We start from the raw sequence: 15,157 nt of genomic DNA, 5'->3' as shown, positions 1-15,157 counted from the left end.
TACATTCCCACCACTGGAAGCCCTAAGTTTCCGACTGTCTATGGCGTGAAAAACATGAACACCGCGGCGTAGAGGCTACGGAAATCGTGCTTGGGTGGATTATTTTGTTGTCTCATCAATCTGGGCGGGCTGGATCAGATCCCAAGGCGCGCCGTGCAGGTCTTCAAAGACCGCAACTGTGCCATAGGGTTCGTGGCGCGGGGCCTCGCGGAACTTGACGCCCGCGGCCTGCATCCGGGCCTGTTGCGCGGCGAAATCATCAGTAAACAGGAAATGGCCCACACGTCCGCCTGCCTGCCTTCCGATGACTTCCACCTGATCCCCCACAGCATGCGCGATCAGAAAAGCGGTTTCGGCATCCTTGTGAGGCGCCATGCGCACCCAGCGCTTGCCACCCCCCATGTCCGTGTCTTCCAGCAGGACAAACCCAAGCGCATCGCAAAACCAGGTAATCGCGCGGTCGTAGTCGTCGGTCAGATAGGTGACCAGGGCGAGTCTATTCGTCACCGCCCTGGCTTTCGTTTTCTTCGCCTTCATCGTCATTCTGCTCGGCAATGCGCGCGACCGACACGACGCTTTCGCCCTTGTCGGTGTTGAACACCTTGACGCCGCCAGCCCCGCGCGAACGGAACGAGATGCCGTCCACCGGACAGCGGATCGACTGACCCCTGGAGGTCGCCAGCATGATCTGATCGGCGATGTCGATCGGGAAGCAGGCCACGATCGGACCGCCGCGCATGGTTTTCTCCATTGCGGTGACGCCCTGGCCGCCACGTCCGCGCACCGGGTAGTCGTGGCTGGACGAGGTCTTGCCGACGCCGCCCTCGGTAATGGTCAGGATCAGCTCTTCGGCGGCCTGCATTTCCTCGAAACGTTCCTGGCTGATGTCGCCGTCGATCTCGTCCTCGGCACCTTCGTCATCCGCACCGGCCAGTTGGCGGCGCATCTTCAGATAGGCGGCACGTTCGGAGGGATCGGCCTCGAAATGGCGAATGACCGAGGCCGAGACGACCTCATCCCCGTCATTGACCAGGCGAATGCCACGCACACCGGTCGAGCTGCGCGAGTTGAACACGCGAACGTCAGTCACCGGGAAGCGGATCGCGCGACCCGAGGAGGTGACCAGCATCACATCGTCGCCCTCGTCGCAGATGCGGGCGTTGATCAGGCGGGTGCCCTCGTCGTCGCCCTCGAACTTCATCGCGATCTTGCCGTTCGATTTCACATTGGTGAAATCGGACAGGCGGTTGCGACGGACCGAGCCTTTCGACGTGGCAAAGATGATCTGCAGGTCGTCCCATTCCTTCTCGTCCCGGTCCACCGGCAGGATCGCGGCGATGGAGACGCCGGTCGGGATCGGCAGGATGTTGACCAGCGGCTTGCCCTTGGCGGTGCGGCCACCCTGGGGCAGGCGCCAGGTCTTCAGCTTGTAGGCCATGCCGTCATCGGTGAAGAACAGAAGCTGCGTGTGCGTATTGGCCACGAAGAGCGTGGTGATCGCGTCCTCGTCCTTGGTCTGCATACCCGACAGCCCCTTGCCACCGCGTTTCTGCGCACGGAAGTCGGCCAGCGGGGTGCGCTTGGCCCAACCGGAGGCGGTAATGGTCACGACCATATCCTCGCGCTCGATCAGGTCCTCGTCGTCCATGTCGCCGGACCAGTCGACGATCTCGGTGCGACGCGGCACGGCGAAGGCGTCGCGCACCTCGGTCAACTCACCCGAAATGATCGCCAGGATGCGTTCACGCGACCGCAGAATATCCAAGTAATCCCGGATCTTTGCGGCAAGCTCTTGAAGTTCGTCGGTGACTTCCTTGACCCCCATCGCGGTCAGACGCTGCAGACGCAGCTCCAGGATGGCACGCGCCTGGGTTTCGGACAGGTTATAGGTCCCGTCCTCGTTCATCTTGTGGGTCGGATCGTCAATCAGCTGGATATATTCGGCGATGTCATGGGCGGGCCAGCGGCGTTCCATCAGCTTCTGGCGTGCATCCGCCGGATCGGCAGAGCTGCGAATGGTCGCAACAACCTCATCCACATTCGATACGGCCACGGCCAGACCGCAGAGGATATGGCTGCGTTCACGCGCCTTGCGCAGTTCGAACGCGGTGCGGCGCGTGATAACTTCCTCGCGGAAGGTGATGAAATGGCTCAGGAAATCGCGCAAGGTCAGCTGCTCGGGCCGACCGCCGTTCAGCGCCAGCATGTTGCAGCCGAAGGAGGTCTGCATCTGCGTAAAACGGAACAGCTGGTTCAACACGACCTCGGCGGTCGCGTCGCGTTTCAGCTCGATCACCACGCGTACGCCGACGCGGTCGGATTCGTCAGCAATGCCGGAGATGCCTTCGAGCTTCTTCTCGCGTACCAGCTCGGCGATCTTTTCGATCATCGAGGCCTTGTTGACCTGATAAGGGATCTCATCCAGCACGATGGCATAGCGGTCCTTGCGGATCTCTTCCACACGGGTCTTGGCGCGGATGATGACGCTGCCGCGCCCTTCCAGATAGGCCTTGCGCGCACCGCCACGGCCCAGAATGATGCCGCCGGTGGGGAAATCGGGGGCCGGGATGATCTCCATCAACCGCTCGTCCGAGATATCTGGCTCCTCGATCATCGCCAGCGTCGCGTCCACGACTTCGCCCAGGTTGTGCGGCGGGATGTTGGTGGCCATGCCGACGGCAATACCGCCTGCGCCATTGACCAGCATGTTGGGGAATTTCGCAGGAAGAACAGTGGGTTCCTGTTCCTTGCCGTCATAGTTGTCCTGGAAGTCGACCGTGCCCTTGTCCAGGTCGGTCAGCAGCATCTGGCTGGCCTTGGCCAGGCGGCTTTCGGTGTATCGCATGGCCGCCGGGTTGTCGCCGTCCATCGAGCCGAAGTTGCCCTGACCGTCGATCAGCATCAGCGACATGGAGAAATCCTGCGCCATGCGCACCAGCGCGTCATAGATCGCGCTGTCCCCATGGGGGTGGAACGAACCCATCACGTCGCCGACCGATTTCGCCGATTTGCGGTAGGGTTTGTCATGGGTATAGCCACCCTGTTGCATTGCATAAAGAATGCGCCGATGCACCGGTTTCAGCCCGTCGCGCAGGTCGGGAATGGCCCGGGAGACGATGACGCTCATCGCATAGTCCAGGTAGGAGCTTTTCATCTCCTCCTCGATGGCGATATGCGGGCCGTCCCAAGTGGGGCGTTCCGGCATCATTTCGTCTTCATTTTCAGGGGTGTCGGGAGTGTCGCTCACAATGTCCGCCTCTGATCTGTCGCGCGTCTTCTTGTCATTCGGGACACTATATCATCCGCCTGTCGGCAGGGGCAACCACAAGAGGCTGAGGGAGGGCGATTTTCGGCGCCTTTTTGGCGGCAATTTTTGCACGCTAACGCAAATGCCGGATCGGGCGTTTCTTGGCTTGTCCCCCGGGGCCATCTGAACGATGATCTGCGCCGTACCGAAAGGCGCATCAGAAAGAGGCTCCCATGGCAGGAAACCGCAGCATTTTCGAGGAAGTCAGCGATGAGGCCGGCACACGGCTGGCCGCCGAAACCGGAGGCATCGCCCGGGGCGGAGGCGGCGGGCGCGGACGCGGGGCGATCCGGCTCTGGTTGATGGTGCTCTTTACACTGGTGGCCGCCATGGTCGTGGTGGGCGGGTTGACCCGGCTGACGGACTCGGGCCTGTCGATCACCGAATGGAACGTGATCTCCGGCGCGCTGCCGCCGATGGGGGAAGCCGCCTGGACGGCGGAGTTCGAGAAATACAAGGCGATCCCCGAATTCGAGCTGCAGAATAGTGACATGACGCTGGAAGGTTTCAAGACGATCTATTGGTGGGAATGGGGCCACCGGCAGCTGGGCCGCTTCGTGGGGCTGGTCTGGGCCCTGGGCTTCGTCGGCTTCCTGGTGACGAAACGCATTCCCTCCGGCTGGACCTCGCGCCTGTTGCTGTTGGGTGCGCTTGGCGGCGCGCAGGGGGCGATCGGCTGGTGGATGGTCTCCTCGGGCCTGACGGGCGAGATGGTGGATGTTGCCTCCTACCGGCTGGCCACGCATCTGGGGCTGGCCTTCCTGATCCTTGGTCTCATTACCTGGTATATTCTGCTACTGGGTCGCGATGAGCCAACTCTGATGACCGCGCGTCGGGCCCGTGAAAAGCGCCTCTTCGGCTTGTCAACCGGGCTTCTGCACCTGGTCGCGCTGCAAATCCTGCTGGGCGCGCTGGTGGCCGGGAACGACGCCGGGCGCAGCTATGCGGAATGGCCGCTGATGGGCGGGCAGTTCTTCCCGCCGCACGCCTTCGATTACGAACCGCTCTGGCGCAATTTCTTCGAGAACGCCGGGCTGGTGCAGTTCATCCACCGCATCGTCGGCTACCTGTGCGTGATCTTCGCCGTGGTGGTCTGGAACATCTCGCGCCGTTCGCCCCATGCGATGACCCGTCAGGCGATGGCGCTGGCGATGGTCATGTTGCTGACGCAGGTGGTGCTGGGCATCGCAACCCTGCTGACCGCCGCGCAACTGCATGCCGCCATCACCCACCAGGTCGGCGCGATCCTGGCGTTCGTGCTGGTGTTGCGCGCCCGTTTTCAGGCCGGTTACCCGGCCGAACAAAGTGTAAGAGGCTGATCTGATGAAAGATGTGTCCAACGCCTATGAGGCGCTGATTGCCCATGATCGCGAGACCCAGGCCCTGGCGCAGATCGCCGGGCGGCTGGGCTGGGACCAGGAAACCATGATGCCACGTGGCGCCGCGCCACAGCGGGCTGAGGAAATGGGCGCGCTGGAACATGTCATCCACGCCCGGCGCACCGATCCGCGGGTTGGCGAGTGGCTGGCGGCCATCGACGAATCCACGCTGGATCAGGTTGGACGGGCCCACCTGCGCCACATCCGCCGGTCGTTCGAGCGCAAGACCCGCATCCCTGCCGCCCTGGCCGGAGAGCTGGCCCGCGTGACCTCGGAAGCGCAAGGTCAATGGGCCGAGGCCCGCGCAGCGGATGATTTCCAGGCGTTCAAACCGGTGCTGGAGAACATCCTGAGTCTGAAACGCGAAGAGGCAGAGGCGCTGGCCGATGGCGGTGACCTCTATGACGCGCTCTTGGACGATTATGAACCCGGCGCCACCGGGGCCGAGCTGCAAGCCATGTTCGACGCCCTGCGCCCGCGCCTCGTGGCCCTGCGCGATGCCTGCATGGGGGCTGCACACCAGCCCGAAACCCTGACCGGCCAGTTCGACCCGCAGAAACAGATGCGGCTGGCGCGTGAGCTGGCCCGGGCCTTCGGCTATGACATGTCCCACGGGCGGCTCGACAAGGCGGTGCATCCGTTTTCCTCGGGCTCGGGCCTCGATGTGCGCATCACCACGCGCACCTCGGAAGACGACCCGTTCAACTGCTTCTATTCGACGATCCATGAGGTCGGCCACGCCTGTTACGAACAGAACATCGACCGCGCCTATCTGATGAGCCCGCTGGGGCAGGGCGTGTCGATGGGCGTGCATGAAAGCCAGAGCCGGATCTATGAGAACCAGCTTGGCCGCTCCGCCGCCTTTACCGGCTGGCTGCACGGGCGCATGACCGAGGTCTTTGGGCCGCTGTCGGTCGCCGACTCGCAGGATTTCTTCGGCGCGGTCAACAAGCTGCACCCGGGTTACATCCGCACCGAGGCGGACGAAGTGCAGTACAACCTGCATGTCATGCTGCGGTTTGACCTGGAGCGGCAGATGCTGTCAGGTGACCTGGCCGTGGCTGATCTGGAAGAGGCCTGGAACACCCGGTTTGAAGCCGATTTCGGTGTGGCAGTGGACAAGCCTTCGAACGGCTGCTTGCAGGACGTGCATTGGTCGGTGGGGCTGATCGGGTACTTCCCGACCTACAGCCTGGGCAATGTCTATGCCGGCTGTCTGAACGAGGCGCTGCGCGCGGACATGCCGGACCTGGACGACAAGCTCGTCGCGGGCGAGGCTGCTGCGGTCACCACCTGGCTCTCTGACAAGGTTCAGCGCCACGGTGGGCTTTATGAGCCCAAGCAGGTGATTGAACAGGCGACCGGCAAGCAGGTTTCAGTCGAACCGCTGCTGGACTACCTCGAAGCCAAGTTCGGTGCGATTTATCGCCTGTAAAACAGTGCCTTACAGCGGCAGCTTGATCTGAGATTTGTAGCGGGTCACGGCGATCTGATGGAACGCCTGACCCAACCTCTCCTCGGCCTGCAGCACGACCTGGGCCGCGGCGCGGGCGTCTTCGCCTGCGTCGTGGTGGCGGAACCTCAGCCCCAGCGCCTTCTTCAGGTGACCCAGTCCGTGGCCGCCGTTTCCCTTGAACTCGGGCCAGGCGCGTCGCGCAATCTTGACGCTGTCGGACCAGCTGAGTTCCGGCCGCTCCAGGCCATGGGCCCGGCACGCGGCCTCGATCGCCTTCTGGTCAAAGGCGCTGTGTTGCACCAGGTGGTGACGGTTGAGCAGGTCGAAGAGCGCTTCCCAGGCCTCCGGGAAAGTCGGGGCGCCTGCGACCGTGTCCGGGCCAATGCCGTGCAGCTCGATGTTGAAAGCGGCGAAAGGCTGTTCGGGATCCACATAGGTCGCGAATGTCTCGATTCCTCCATCCGGGCGCACGCAGCCCAGGCCGATCTGGCAGATGCTGCCCGCTGCGCGGCTGGCGGTCTCGACATCCAGCGCAATGAAGCGAAAGGGGCCTTCAGGCAGGTCCATCGTCAGCCCAGCCCCGCGACGAAAAGCCCGGCCAGGTAGGCGACCACGGCGCAGAGCCCGCCGACCAGAACGGTTTCCATCACCGCACGCAGGGCGCGCTCGCCGGTGGCTGCCGTGCGCAGAAGGCCTAGCAGAACAAGGGCCAACGTGGTCGCGGCGACCGACCAGCCGAACCGCCCGGACCCTTCGGCCAGCAACACGAATGGGGCCAGGGGAATGGCGCCGAAGACCACGAAGGCCAGGAAGGTCACGAAGGCACGGGCGCGCAGATTGTGGCAGTCCGGCGCCTCCATCCCGTAGTCATAGCGCAGCACCAGGTCGGCCATCAGGGTGGGGCTGGTGGCCAGGTGATCGGCGGTGTGGCGGGCATCTTCGCGGGCCAGGCCTTGGGTGACCAGATGCTCGGCCATACGTTCCGCAGCCGCCCCCGGATCCTGGGAGACCCGCTCGACCACCTGGGTATGACGGGCGCGAAACAGCTCGGTGGCCGACCGGCCCGACAGGAACTCCCCCATCCCCATGCTGACCGCATCGGCGGTGAGGTTGGCAAGGCCGAAGATCAGCACCGCCAGCGCGCCCAGACCGACGACGCCCTGCGCCTCGGCCCCCGCGAACCCAGCGACGATGGCAAAGGTGGTGACAATACCGTCATTGCCCCCATAGGTGATCTGTTTCAGGTAATCACGAAACCGCCCATCGAGCGTTCTCATCGCTGGCTGTCCTTTTCGCTGGCTGTCTCCAACCTAGGGGGCCGGGGCGCGCGGGCCAAGCCGGTATCAGGTCGCAGCGTGTTTGCTGAACCAGGCGTCAATCTGCGGACGCAGTGCCTCCCACACCTCAGGTGCGCCGCGCTTGACCTTGACGCCCACACGGGTTTCGAGCTGTTCGCGGGTCACACTGTATTCGATCCACGACCCGCCGCCATCGACCAGATTTGCCATCACCGGCTGCACCCGATCCAAAGACTTGGCAAACACCGCGTCGGGGCTCTCACCGGCTTCGAATTCCTCCCAAATCGCACGGAAATTATTGCGCTTTTCGCCGGGCAGTAGGCCGAATATCCGATCCGCTGCTACCTGTTCCTGCGCGGCAATGGCGGCGTGATCCACATTGCCATGCACGGGCACGTCACCTGCGTCGATCTCAACCAGATCATGGAGCAGCAGCATGATCATGACGCGGGTCACGTCCACGCCGGGCGCGGCCTGCTCCGCCAGCACCAGGGCAAACAGCATCAGGTGCCAGCTGTGCTCGGCCGAGTTTTCGCGCCGCCCACCCGACAGGATCGGTGTCGCGCGGATGACGGATTTCAGCCGGTCGGCTTCAGCGATGAATTGCAACTCGCCGGGGATTTCTTCCGGAGCGTCCAGAAGCCGCGTGGCAAGCCCATGCAGCTCCGGCCAGGTTTCCGCCATCGGCGCGGTGCGCCCGTTTTTCAGATTGTCGCGCGCCACGTCGAAATGCCAGTCCGGCGCGCCGGTGGACAAGAGCACCTGGAACACCGGCTGGATGAAATCCACGCGCTTGGCATAGGCGGCCTCGGGCGAGGCGACGGCCTCAAACTCCTCCCAGATTGCCCGCAGATGGGCACCCTGGTCGTCCGGCAGCATGCCGAACAGCCGGTCGGCGGCGCGCTGTTCATTGCGCGCAACCTCGTCGGCGTCGTGGTCCTCGTGAATGGGATGATCGCCCGCGTCAATCTCGACCAGATCATGCAGCAGGCACATGGTCAACACGCGGGTGATATCCACCTTGGGCGCGTGATCAGCCATGGTCAGGGCCATCAGCGCCAGGTGCCAGGAATGTTCCGCCGAGTTTTCGTGGCGCGACCCGTCCATCAGAACGTTGGAGCGGGTCACCTGTTTCAGCCGGTCGGCCTCGGTCAGGAAGGCAAGCTGGGCGGTGAGGCGGTCAGATGTCATGTGCGGGCTTTCCGGCATTAAGGGCGAGGCGAATGAGTTGCGTGAGCACGGCCAGGAAAGCCGCAAAAGGGATGGCACCAAGGATCAGAAACCCGGCGCTAGCGCCGTTTCTATCGCAGTGGTGCTGGCTGTCCACGGGCAGGAGCCCATTGAGCATGATTGCGACCATGGCGAGCGAAGTGATCAGATTCCACAACCGGGCTCTGTCGTTTCTGGCTAACAGGTGGATCAGCGCGAAGGGGAGCCAGGGAAGGGTGCAGAAGGCAAAGATGAACAGCTCTTCGGAGAGGACGAACGTGTCTGCACGCCCCGGGGAAAAACACGAAAGCCAGGACAGGTGGCCGAGCCGGAGAAGGCACGCGATTCCCAGGGCGGGCACGATCAGCATCAGCGCCGCGCCCAGCCCTCGATGCATGGGCTAGCCCTGTGCCTTTTCGGCGCGCACCCGCACCAGATCGTCCAGCAGGGCGCGGCCGCGGGCCTCGGCACGGCGAATGCGCACGGCGGTCATGAAGGCTTCTTCCAGCGTTGTGGAAGACGAGCCCACGGATTTCATCACCTGGGTGATGATGTCCTCATCCCCGGTCACGCGCACCGCTTCCAGCGCGTCTTGGGCCAGCTTGTCGGCGACTTGTTCCAGCAGGTCCATGGTTCGCCCCTCAGCGCGTGGTTTCGGTCAGGCGACGACGCACATATTCGTCCACGCTGGTGATCATCGTGTCCATGTGGTCGTTTTCAAAGAAGTGGCCAGCACCTTCGACCTCGGTATGGGTGATGGTGATGCCCTTCTGCTCATGCAGCTTGTCAACCAGCGCATGGGTGTCGGCGGGCGGGGCCACGCGGTCATTGGTGCCGTTGATGATCAGACCCGAGCTGGGGCAGGGCGCCAGGAACGAGAAGTCATACATGTTGGCCGGCGGTGACACGGAAATGAACCCGGTGATCTCCGGGCGACGCATCAGAAGCTGCATGCCGATCCAGGCCCCGAAGGAGAAACCCGCGACCCAGCAATGCTTGGCGTTCTGGTTCATCGACTGCAGGTAATCCAGTGCGGAGGCCGCATCGGACAGCTCGCCCACGCCCTGGTCATATTCGCCCTGGCTTCGGCCCACGCCGCGGAAATTGAACCTGAGCACGGTAAAGCCCATCTTGTGGAAGGCGTAATGCAGGTTGTAGACGACCTTGTTGTTCATCGTCCCGCCGAACTGCGGATGCGGGTGCAGGACGATGGCGATCGGGGCGTCTTTTTCCTTCTGCGGATGATAACGGCCTTCCAGCCGGCCCTCGGGGCCGGGAAAAATCACTTCGGGCATGTGTCCTCGATCTGTTCTGCGGTCTCTCTGTCGCACCCGGTTTTCTTGACGAAAACCCTTGGGCACCATAATAGGGTCGCGAATTCCGGGTTTGTGAACCGGGGCTTGCGCATCCCCTCTGAGGTAAATGCCGACGGGCCATTCGTCAACGTCTATGCAGGGAGATTTCACCATGAAGCTGTCGACAAAAGGGCGTTATGCCATGGTGGCGCTGGCCGATCTGGCGATGCAGCCCGCGGGCGAGCTGATGTCGCTGACAGAGCTGAGCAAGCGGCAGGACATTTCGCTGCCCTATCTGGAGCAGCTTTTCGTCAAGCTGCGCCGGGCCGAGCTGGTGGAATCGGTGAGGGGCCCGGGCGGCGGCTATCGCCTGGCCAAGCCCGCGTCCGACATTCGTGTGGCCGAGATCCTGGGCGCGGTGGATGAGACCGTCAGCGCGATGCACAAGGGGGCAGGGGCTTCGGGTGCCAGCTCCGGCTCGCGGGCGCAGAGCATGACCAACCGGCTTTGGGAGGGGCTGTCGGCCCATGTCTATGTCTTCCTGCACCAGACCCGCCTGTCGGATGTGGTGAAGAACGAGCTGACCCCGTGCCCGGCGGTGCCGACCCTGTTTCACGTGGTGGATGACGACTGAGTTTTCGAACGGCGCGGAGCGCCGTCCGACCGGCCGGGGGGCCAGCCCCCCGGACCCCCCGGGATATTTCTGGAAAGATGAAAGGGAAGAGCGCCTTGGGCCGCGTCTATCTTGATTGGAATGCCACCACGCCGCTGCGAGCAGAGGCGCGCGAGGCCATGGTCGCCGCCATGGACGTGGTGGGAAACCCCTCGTCGGTCCATGCCGAGGGGCGCGCGGCCCTGGGGCTGGTACAGAAAGCGCGCAAGCAGGTGGCAGCGGCATTTGGCGCGGATGGGGCGGATGTGGTCTTTACCTCCTCGGCCACGGAAGCGGCGGCGCTGGCTCTGGCCGGGCGGGGCATTGCCTGTTCGGACCTGGAGCATGATGCGGTGCTGTCCTGGTGCGAGGCTTCGCTGGGCGTTGCGCCCGATGGTGCGGTCGCGGTGGATGACCCCGCCCGTACCGCGCTGCAATCGGCCAATAGCGAGACGGGTATCCTGCAGGACCTGCCGGACGGGCTGTTCCTGGTCGACGCCACGCAGAGCTTCGGCAAGGTGCCCTTTGCTTTCAACTGGTCGGGCGCGACCATGGCGATGATCTCGGCCCATAAGCTGGGCGGGCCGAAGGGCGTGGGTGCCCTGGTGATGAAACGCGGCACCGATGTCGAGGCGCGCATCAAGGGCGGCGGGCAGGAGATGGGCCGCCGCTCCGGCACCGAGAACGTGATTGGCATCGCGGGCTTCGGCGCGGCAGCCGAGGCGGCGGCGCGCGCGGTGGACAATCGCGAATGCGAACGAGTTGCAGAACTTAGAAAGATTCTAGAAAAGACCATTGCCGAATCCTGCAAAGAGACTATTTTTGTCGGGAAAGACGCGAACAGGCTTCCCAACACCTCCTGTTTCATCACTCCGGGCTGGAAAGGTGAGACGCAGGTGATGGTGATGGATTTGGCGGGCTTTGCCATCTCGGCAGGGTCCGCCTGTTCCAGCGGCAAGGTGAAACCCTCGCGGGTGCTGCGGGCCATGGGGTTCGACGAGGTCGAGGCGGCGTCAGCCGTGCGCGTCTCGTTGGGCCCGACGACAACGGAAGATGAGGTGAAGCGCTTTAGCGAGGCGTGGATCCGGGAACATGACAAATTCCGCGCACGGGGCCGGTAAGGCCCGCGCGGTGAAAGGAAGAACATGGCCGGTTTGGATGAAGTGATCGTCAAGGAAGGCGTCGAGGAAGAGACCGTCGAAGCCGTCAAATCCCTGGCAGGCAAGTACAAATACGGTTGGGAAACCGAGATCGAGATGGAATACGCCCCCAAGGGCGTGAACGCTGATATCGTGCGCCTGATCTCGGACAAGAACGACGAACCTGAGTGGATGACCCAATGGCGTCTGGACGCCCTCGAGCGCTGGGAACAGAAGGAAGAGCCCACCTGGGCGATGCTGAACTACCCGGAAATCGACTTCCAGGATCAGTATTACTATGCCCGGCCCAAGAGCATGGAAGAAAAGCCCAAGTCGCTCGATGACGTGGATCCCAAGCTGCTGGAAACCTACCAGAAACTGGGCATTCCGCTGAAGGAACAGATGATCCTGGCCGGCGTCGAGGGCGCCGAGGATGCGCCCGCCGAAGGCCGCAAGGTCGCGGTGGACGCGGTGTTCGACTCTGTGTCCGTGGGCACCACCTTCCAGGCCGAGCTGAAAAAGGCCGGGGTGATCTTCTGCTCGATCTCCGAAGCGATCCGGGAACACCCGGAACTGGTGAAGAAATACCTGGGCTCTGTCGTGCCGGTCAGCGACAACTACTATGCCACGCTGAACTCGGCTGTGTTTTCGGACGGCTCTTTCGTCTATATCCCGCCGAACACCCGTTGCCCGATGGAACTGTCGACCTATTTCCGCATCAACGCGGAAAACACCGGCCAGTTCGAACGCACGCTGATCATTGCCGACAAGGGCTCGTACGTGTCCTACCTGGAAGGCTGCACCGCGCCCCAGCGCGACACTGCGCAGCTGCATGCCGCCGTGGTCGAGATCATCGTCGAGGAAGACGCCGAGGTGAAATACTCCACGGTGCAGAACTGGTACCCGGGTGACGAGAACGGCAAGGGTGGCATTTACAACTTCGTGACCAAACGCGCGGATTGCCGTGGCGACCGGTCCAAGGTGATGTGGACCCAGGTGGAGACCGGCTCCGCCGTGACCTGGAAATACCCGTCCTGCATCCTGCGCGGCGCGGAAAGCCAGGGCGAGTTCTACTCGATCGCCATCACCAACAATTTCCAGCAGGCCGATACCGGCACCAAGATGGTGCACCTGGGTGCGAATTCGAAATCGCGCATCGTGTCCAAGGGGATTTCGGCCGGCAAGTCGCAGAACGTCTATCGCGGGTTGGTGTCTATGCACCCGAAGGCGAAGAACTCGCGTAACTACACGCAGTGCGACAGCCTTCTGATCGGCGACACCTGCGGGGCGCATACGGTGCCTTACATCGAGGTCAAGAACAACTCGTCCCGGGTGGAGCATGAGGCGACGACCTCGAAGGTGGACGAGGACCAGATGTTCTACTGCCGCCAGCGCGGCATGGACGAGGAAGAGGCAGTGGCGCTGATCGTCAACGGCTTCGCCAAGGAGGTGCTGCAAGCGCTGCCTATGGAGTTCGCCATGGAAGCACAGCAGCTTGTGGCAATCTCGCTGGAAGGCTCGGTGGGGTAAAGATGCATACCGGGTACACCCCCTCCAACAATCGGTCTCCGGCGGTTCTGCAGATCGGGGTTGCGGCCTCGTTCCTTGCAGCGACCGCGGGGGCGGTTTGGGGAGTGTCGGTATTCTTCCCAAACCTGTCCGTGCTTTTGGCAATCCTGATTGGCGGAGTGTTGGGCATGGTCGTTTCCGGCCTTGTTGGTACGTCTTTGGCGCGCAAGATGGTCAGAAGGCAGGAAGAGATGGCGCGGGAAGCACGCAACGCCCGGGAAGCTGAGAAACAACGCCAGATGGAGGCGCTGCGACGCGCACCGTCCGGTCGTGAAACGTGAACGGATCGAGAGAGTAAGCATGGGAAAGACTGCCAGTATCCTCGACAAGATCGAAAGCGCGATCCCCTTCGTCATGCCGGCGATTGGCGGCGGCATTGCCGTGATCTGGGTCAACCTCAACCCGATGAAGCTCTACAACCCGATGATCTGGCTGCCTGCGGGCGCGATCCTGGGCTGGCTGGTCGGGCGTGGCATCCTGCGCCTGATGGATCGGTTTCGATAAAGGGCCGCGCGTATGAGTGACACTCCCCTCAAACTGTTCTGGTGGGCGGCCAAGCCCAATTTCGGCGATGCGCTGTCGCAGATCGTCACCCAACACGCCGCCGGGCGTCCGGTGGTGCACGCCGGGCCGCGTGAGGCGGAGATGTTCGCGCTTGGCTCGATCCTGCAAATCGCGCGGCGGGTCTATGGCAAGCCGGATCACCCGAAACACCGTCCGGTGATTTGGGGCTCGGGCATGATGTCGCCCATTCGCACCGCTTTCCTGGAGCATGTGGACGTGGCCATGGTGCGCGGGCCGATCACGGCGTCGCTGCTGGGGTTGGACACGGAGCTGTATGGCGATCCGGGTCTGCTGACGGCGGACGCGCTGGGACCGGTGGAACGCCATGACCGTACCGGGCTTCTGCTGCATCATTCGCAGCTGGGCCACCCCGAGATTGCCGCGCTGATCAACGACGAGCCGTCCATCGAATATATCGACGTGCGTAAGGGGCCCGAAGAGGTCTGCCGCGCCATCGGCGCCTGCCGTCATGTGATTTCCTCCAGCCTGCACGGGCTGATCGTTGCGGATGCCTACGGCGTTCAGAACACCTGGCTCGACCCGATGAGCCACGGGCGGCTGAAATACTACGATTACGCCGCCTCGATTGCCCGGCCCTTGGGCCTGCCGATGCGCCATGAGGACATCCGCAAGGCGCTGCCGAGCCTGCCGGACGGGCCGTTGGCCTACATGGACGGGATCGACAAGGCCAAGCACGACCTGATGACCCATTTCCCCGCCGCGCTGCGCCCATCCGTACCCGCGCAGTGATCCAGAGGAGAGACGACCGATGATCATTACCACCACACCCTCCGTCGAAGGGCAGTTGATCGCCCGGTACCACGGCATCGTCGTGGGCGAGGCGATCCTGGGCGCCAACGTTTTCCGCGACGTCTTCGCCGCGATCACCGATATCGTCGGCGGTCGGTCGGGCGCCTATGAACAGGAGCTGGGCAAGGCCCGCGAGGTGGCGCTGCAAGAGCTTGAAGAACGCGCGGCCGAAAAGGGCGCGAATGCGGTCGTCGGCGTCGATCTGGACTATGAGGTGATCAACAACATGCTGATGGTTTCGGCCTCCGGCACAGCGGTCACGGTGCGCTGACCCATGGGCGCCACCTGGACCGTCGCCCTGAAATCCGCGGTGTTGACCGGCCTCTTCTGCGCCGTCTTCGCCTTCACGATCAGCCGGGTCGCCCCGATGCTGAGCACACAACAAATCCTGGTGACAAGCTTTGTCTCCGGCAGTCTGGGCACCCTGTTTGCCCGTCTGGTACTGAAGAAATGAACCACCCTTCACCGGGTGATGAGAG

18 protein-coding genes are annotated in these 15,157 nt (G+C 63.2%); 10 read left to right on the top strand and 8 right to left on the bottom strand.

What is annotated here, in order from left to right:
* Positions 1-99: 99 nt before the first annotated feature.
* Both ACO07D_RS17365 and gyrA read right to left on the bottom strand, forming a co-directional pair.
* On the bottom strand, positions 100-507 hold the full coding sequence (locus tag ACO07D_RS17365; protein ID WP_421704188.1) for a VOC family protein: 408 nt from the start codon (positions 505-507) through the stop codon (positions 100-102).
* Positions 497-3,247: a DNA gyrase subunit A gene (gene gyrA / locus ACO07D_RS17360; RefSeq protein ID WP_421704187.1), complete on the bottom strand. Its 2,751-nt coding sequence runs from the start codon at positions 3,245-3,247 to the stop codon at positions 497-499. Before gyrA ends, ACO07D_RS17365 begins: the two co-directional genes overlap by 11 nt.
* A 233-nt stretch (positions 3,248-3,480) precedes the next feature.
* Here gyrA and ctaA point away from each other — a divergent pair, with 233 nt between their 5' ends.
* Both ctaA and ACO07D_RS17350 read left to right on the top strand, forming a co-directional pair.
* The gene (ctaA, locus tag ACO07D_RS17355) at positions 3,481-4,626 is read left to right on the top strand and encodes a heme A synthase (RefSeq protein WP_421704186.1); all 1,146 of its coding nucleotides are present in this window, start codon (positions 3,481-3,483) and stop codon (positions 4,624-4,626) included.
* Between the two features lie 4 nt (positions 4,627-4,630).
* On the top strand, positions 4,631-6,121 hold the full coding sequence (locus ACO07D_RS17350; protein ID WP_421704185.1) for a carboxypeptidase M32: 1,491 nt from the start codon (positions 4,631-4,633) through the stop codon (positions 6,119-6,121).
* Between the two features lie 9 nt (positions 6,122-6,130).
* Here the strand turns inward: ACO07D_RS17350 and ACO07D_RS17345 are convergent, their stop codons facing one another.
* The 6 genes from ACO07D_RS17345 to ACO07D_RS17320 form a co-directional block, all read right to left on the bottom strand.
* Complete coding sequence (locus ACO07D_RS17345; RefSeq protein ID WP_421704184.1) at positions 6,131-6,709, bottom strand: exonuclease domain-containing protein; 579 nt, start codon at positions 6,707-6,709, stop codon at positions 6,131-6,133.
* 2 nt (positions 6,710-6,711) lie between these two features.
* The gene (locus tag ACO07D_RS17340) at positions 6,712-7,419 is read right to left on the bottom strand and encodes a VIT1/CCC1 transporter family protein (RefSeq protein ID WP_421704183.1); all 708 of its coding nucleotides are present in this window, start codon (positions 7,417-7,419) and stop codon (positions 6,712-6,714) included.
* Between the two features lie 66 nt (positions 7,420-7,485).
* On the bottom strand, positions 7,486-8,631 hold the full coding sequence (locus ACO07D_RS17335; RefSeq protein ID WP_421704182.1) for an HD domain-containing protein: 1,146 nt from the start codon (positions 8,629-8,631) through the stop codon (positions 7,486-7,488).
* The gene (locus ACO07D_RS17330) at positions 8,621-9,046 is read right to left on the bottom strand and encodes a hypothetical protein (protein ID WP_421704181.1); all 426 of its coding nucleotides are present in this window, start codon (positions 9,044-9,046) and stop codon (positions 8,621-8,623) included. The genes ACO07D_RS17335 and ACO07D_RS17330 overlap by 11 nt, the downstream gene beginning before the upstream one ends.
* Before the next feature lie 3 nt (positions 9,047-9,049).
* Positions 9,050-9,280, bottom strand: coding sequence for a hypothetical protein (locus ACO07D_RS17325; protein WP_421704180.1), 231 nt, complete (start codon positions 9,278-9,280; stop codon positions 9,050-9,052).
* A 10-nt stretch (positions 9,281-9,290) separates the two neighbouring features.
* Entirely contained in the window at positions 9,291-9,944 is a 654-nt protein-coding gene (locus tag ACO07D_RS17320; protein ID WP_421704179.1) for an alpha/beta hydrolase, read from the bottom strand.
* A 172-nt stretch (positions 9,945-10,116) separates the two neighbouring features.
* Here ACO07D_RS17320 and ACO07D_RS17315 point away from each other — a divergent pair, with 172 nt between their 5' ends.
* The 8 genes from ACO07D_RS17315 to ACO07D_RS17280 all read left to right on the top strand — a co-directional run bounded on the left by ACO07D_RS17315 (position 10,117) and on the right by ACO07D_RS17280 (position 15,132).
* Positions 10,117-10,578 (top strand): Rrf2 family transcriptional regulator, encoded by a 462-nt coding sequence (locus tag ACO07D_RS17315; protein ID WP_421704178.1) that lies wholly within the window; start codon positions 10,117-10,119, stop codon positions 10,576-10,578.
* A 95-nt stretch (positions 10,579-10,673) separates the two neighbouring features.
* Entirely contained in the window at positions 10,674-11,717 is a 1,044-nt protein-coding gene (locus tag ACO07D_RS17310) for a cysteine desulfurase family protein (protein ID WP_421705063.1), read from the top strand.
* Positions 11,718-11,741: 24 nt separating this feature from the next.
* Positions 11,742-13,265, top strand: a complete 1,524-nt coding sequence (gene sufB, locus ACO07D_RS17305) for a Fe-S cluster assembly protein SufB (RefSeq protein ID WP_421704177.1) — start codon at positions 11,742-11,744, stop codon at positions 13,263-13,265.
* Positions 13,266-13,369: 104 nt separating this feature from the next.
* The gene (locus ACO07D_RS17300) at positions 13,370-13,585 is read left to right on the top strand and encodes a hypothetical protein (RefSeq protein ID WP_421704176.1); all 216 of its coding nucleotides are present in this window, start codon (positions 13,370-13,372) and stop codon (positions 13,583-13,585) included.
* 19 nt (positions 13,586-13,604) lie between these two features.
* The gene (locus ACO07D_RS17295; protein WP_421704175.1) at positions 13,605-13,808 is read left to right on the top strand and encodes a hypothetical protein; all 204 of its coding nucleotides are present in this window, start codon (positions 13,605-13,607) and stop codon (positions 13,806-13,808) included.
* Between the two features lie 12 nt (positions 13,809-13,820).
* A complete protein-coding gene (locus tag ACO07D_RS17290) occupies positions 13,821-14,618 on the top strand; it encodes a polysaccharide pyruvyl transferase family protein (RefSeq protein ID WP_421704174.1) in 798 nt (265 codons plus the stop codon).
* Between the two features lie 19 nt (positions 14,619-14,637).
* Positions 14,638-14,949 (top strand): heavy metal-binding domain-containing protein, encoded by a 312-nt coding sequence (locus tag ACO07D_RS17285; RefSeq protein ID WP_421704173.1) that lies wholly within the window; start codon positions 14,638-14,640, stop codon positions 14,947-14,949.
* A 3-nt stretch (positions 14,950-14,952) separates the two neighbouring features.
* The gene (locus tag ACO07D_RS17280) at positions 14,953-15,132 is read left to right on the top strand and encodes a hypothetical protein (protein ID WP_421704172.1); all 180 of its coding nucleotides are present in this window, start codon (positions 14,953-14,955) and stop codon (positions 15,130-15,132) included.
* Positions 15,133-15,157 lie beyond the last annotated feature (25 nt).

The organism is Aliiroseovarius sp. (assembly GCF_965228805.1).
Lineage (GTDB): Bacteria > Pseudomonadota > Alphaproteobacteria > Rhodobacterales > Rhodobacteraceae > JASBTN01.
This window is presented reverse-complemented; position numbering and strand designations above follow the sequence as displayed.

Bases quoted from the DNA above. Each gene is read 5' to 3' on its own strand.
- ctaA (WP_421704186.1), top strand. From the start codon at position 3,481: ATGGCAGGAAACCGCAGCATTTTCGAGGAAGTCAGCGATGAGGCCGGC.
- ACO07D_RS17350 (WP_421704185.1), top strand. From the start codon at position 4,631: ATGAAAGATGTGTCCAACGCCTATGAGGCGCTGATTGCCCATGATCGC.
- ACO07D_RS17345 (WP_421704184.1), bottom strand. From the start codon at position 6,709: ATGGACCTGCCTGAAGGCCCCTTTCGCTTCATTGCGCTGGATGTCGAG.
- ACO07D_RS17340 (WP_421704183.1), bottom strand. From the start codon at position 7,419: ATGAGAACGCTCGATGGGCGGTTTCGTGATTACCTGAAACAGATCACC.
- ACO07D_RS17335 (WP_421704182.1), bottom strand. From the start codon at position 8,631: ATGACATCTGACCGCCTCACCGCCCAGCTTGCCTTCCTGACCGAGGCC.
- ACO07D_RS17330 (WP_421704181.1), bottom strand. From the start codon at position 9,046: ATGCATCGAGGGCTGGGCGCGGCGCTGATGCTGATCGTGCCCGCCCTG.
- ACO07D_RS17325 (WP_421704180.1), bottom strand. From the start codon at position 9,280: ATGGACCTGCTGGAACAAGTCGCCGACAAGCTGGCCCAAGACGCGCTG.
- ACO07D_RS17320 (WP_421704179.1), bottom strand. From the start codon at position 9,944: ATGCCCGAAGTGATTTTTCCCGGCCCCGAGGGCCGGCTGGAAGGCCGT.
- ACO07D_RS17315 (WP_421704178.1), top strand. From the start codon at position 10,117: ATGAAGCTGTCGACAAAAGGGCGTTATGCCATGGTGGCGCTGGCCGAT.
- sufB (WP_421704177.1), top strand. From the start codon at position 11,742: ATGGCCGGTTTGGATGAAGTGATCGTCAAGGAAGGCGTCGAGGAAGAG.
- ACO07D_RS17295 (WP_421704175.1), top strand. From the start codon at position 13,605: ATGGGAAAGACTGCCAGTATCCTCGACAAGATCGAAAGCGCGATCCCC.
- ACO07D_RS17290 (WP_421704174.1), top strand. From the start codon at position 13,821: ATGAGTGACACTCCCCTCAAACTGTTCTGGTGGGCGGCCAAGCCCAAT.
- ACO07D_RS17285 (WP_421704173.1), top strand. From the start codon at position 14,638: ATGATCATTACCACCACACCCTCCGTCGAAGGGCAGTTGATCGCCCGG.
- ACO07D_RS17280 (WP_421704172.1), top strand. From the start codon at position 14,953: ATGGGCGCCACCTGGACCGTCGCCCTGAAATCCGCGGTGTTGACCGGC.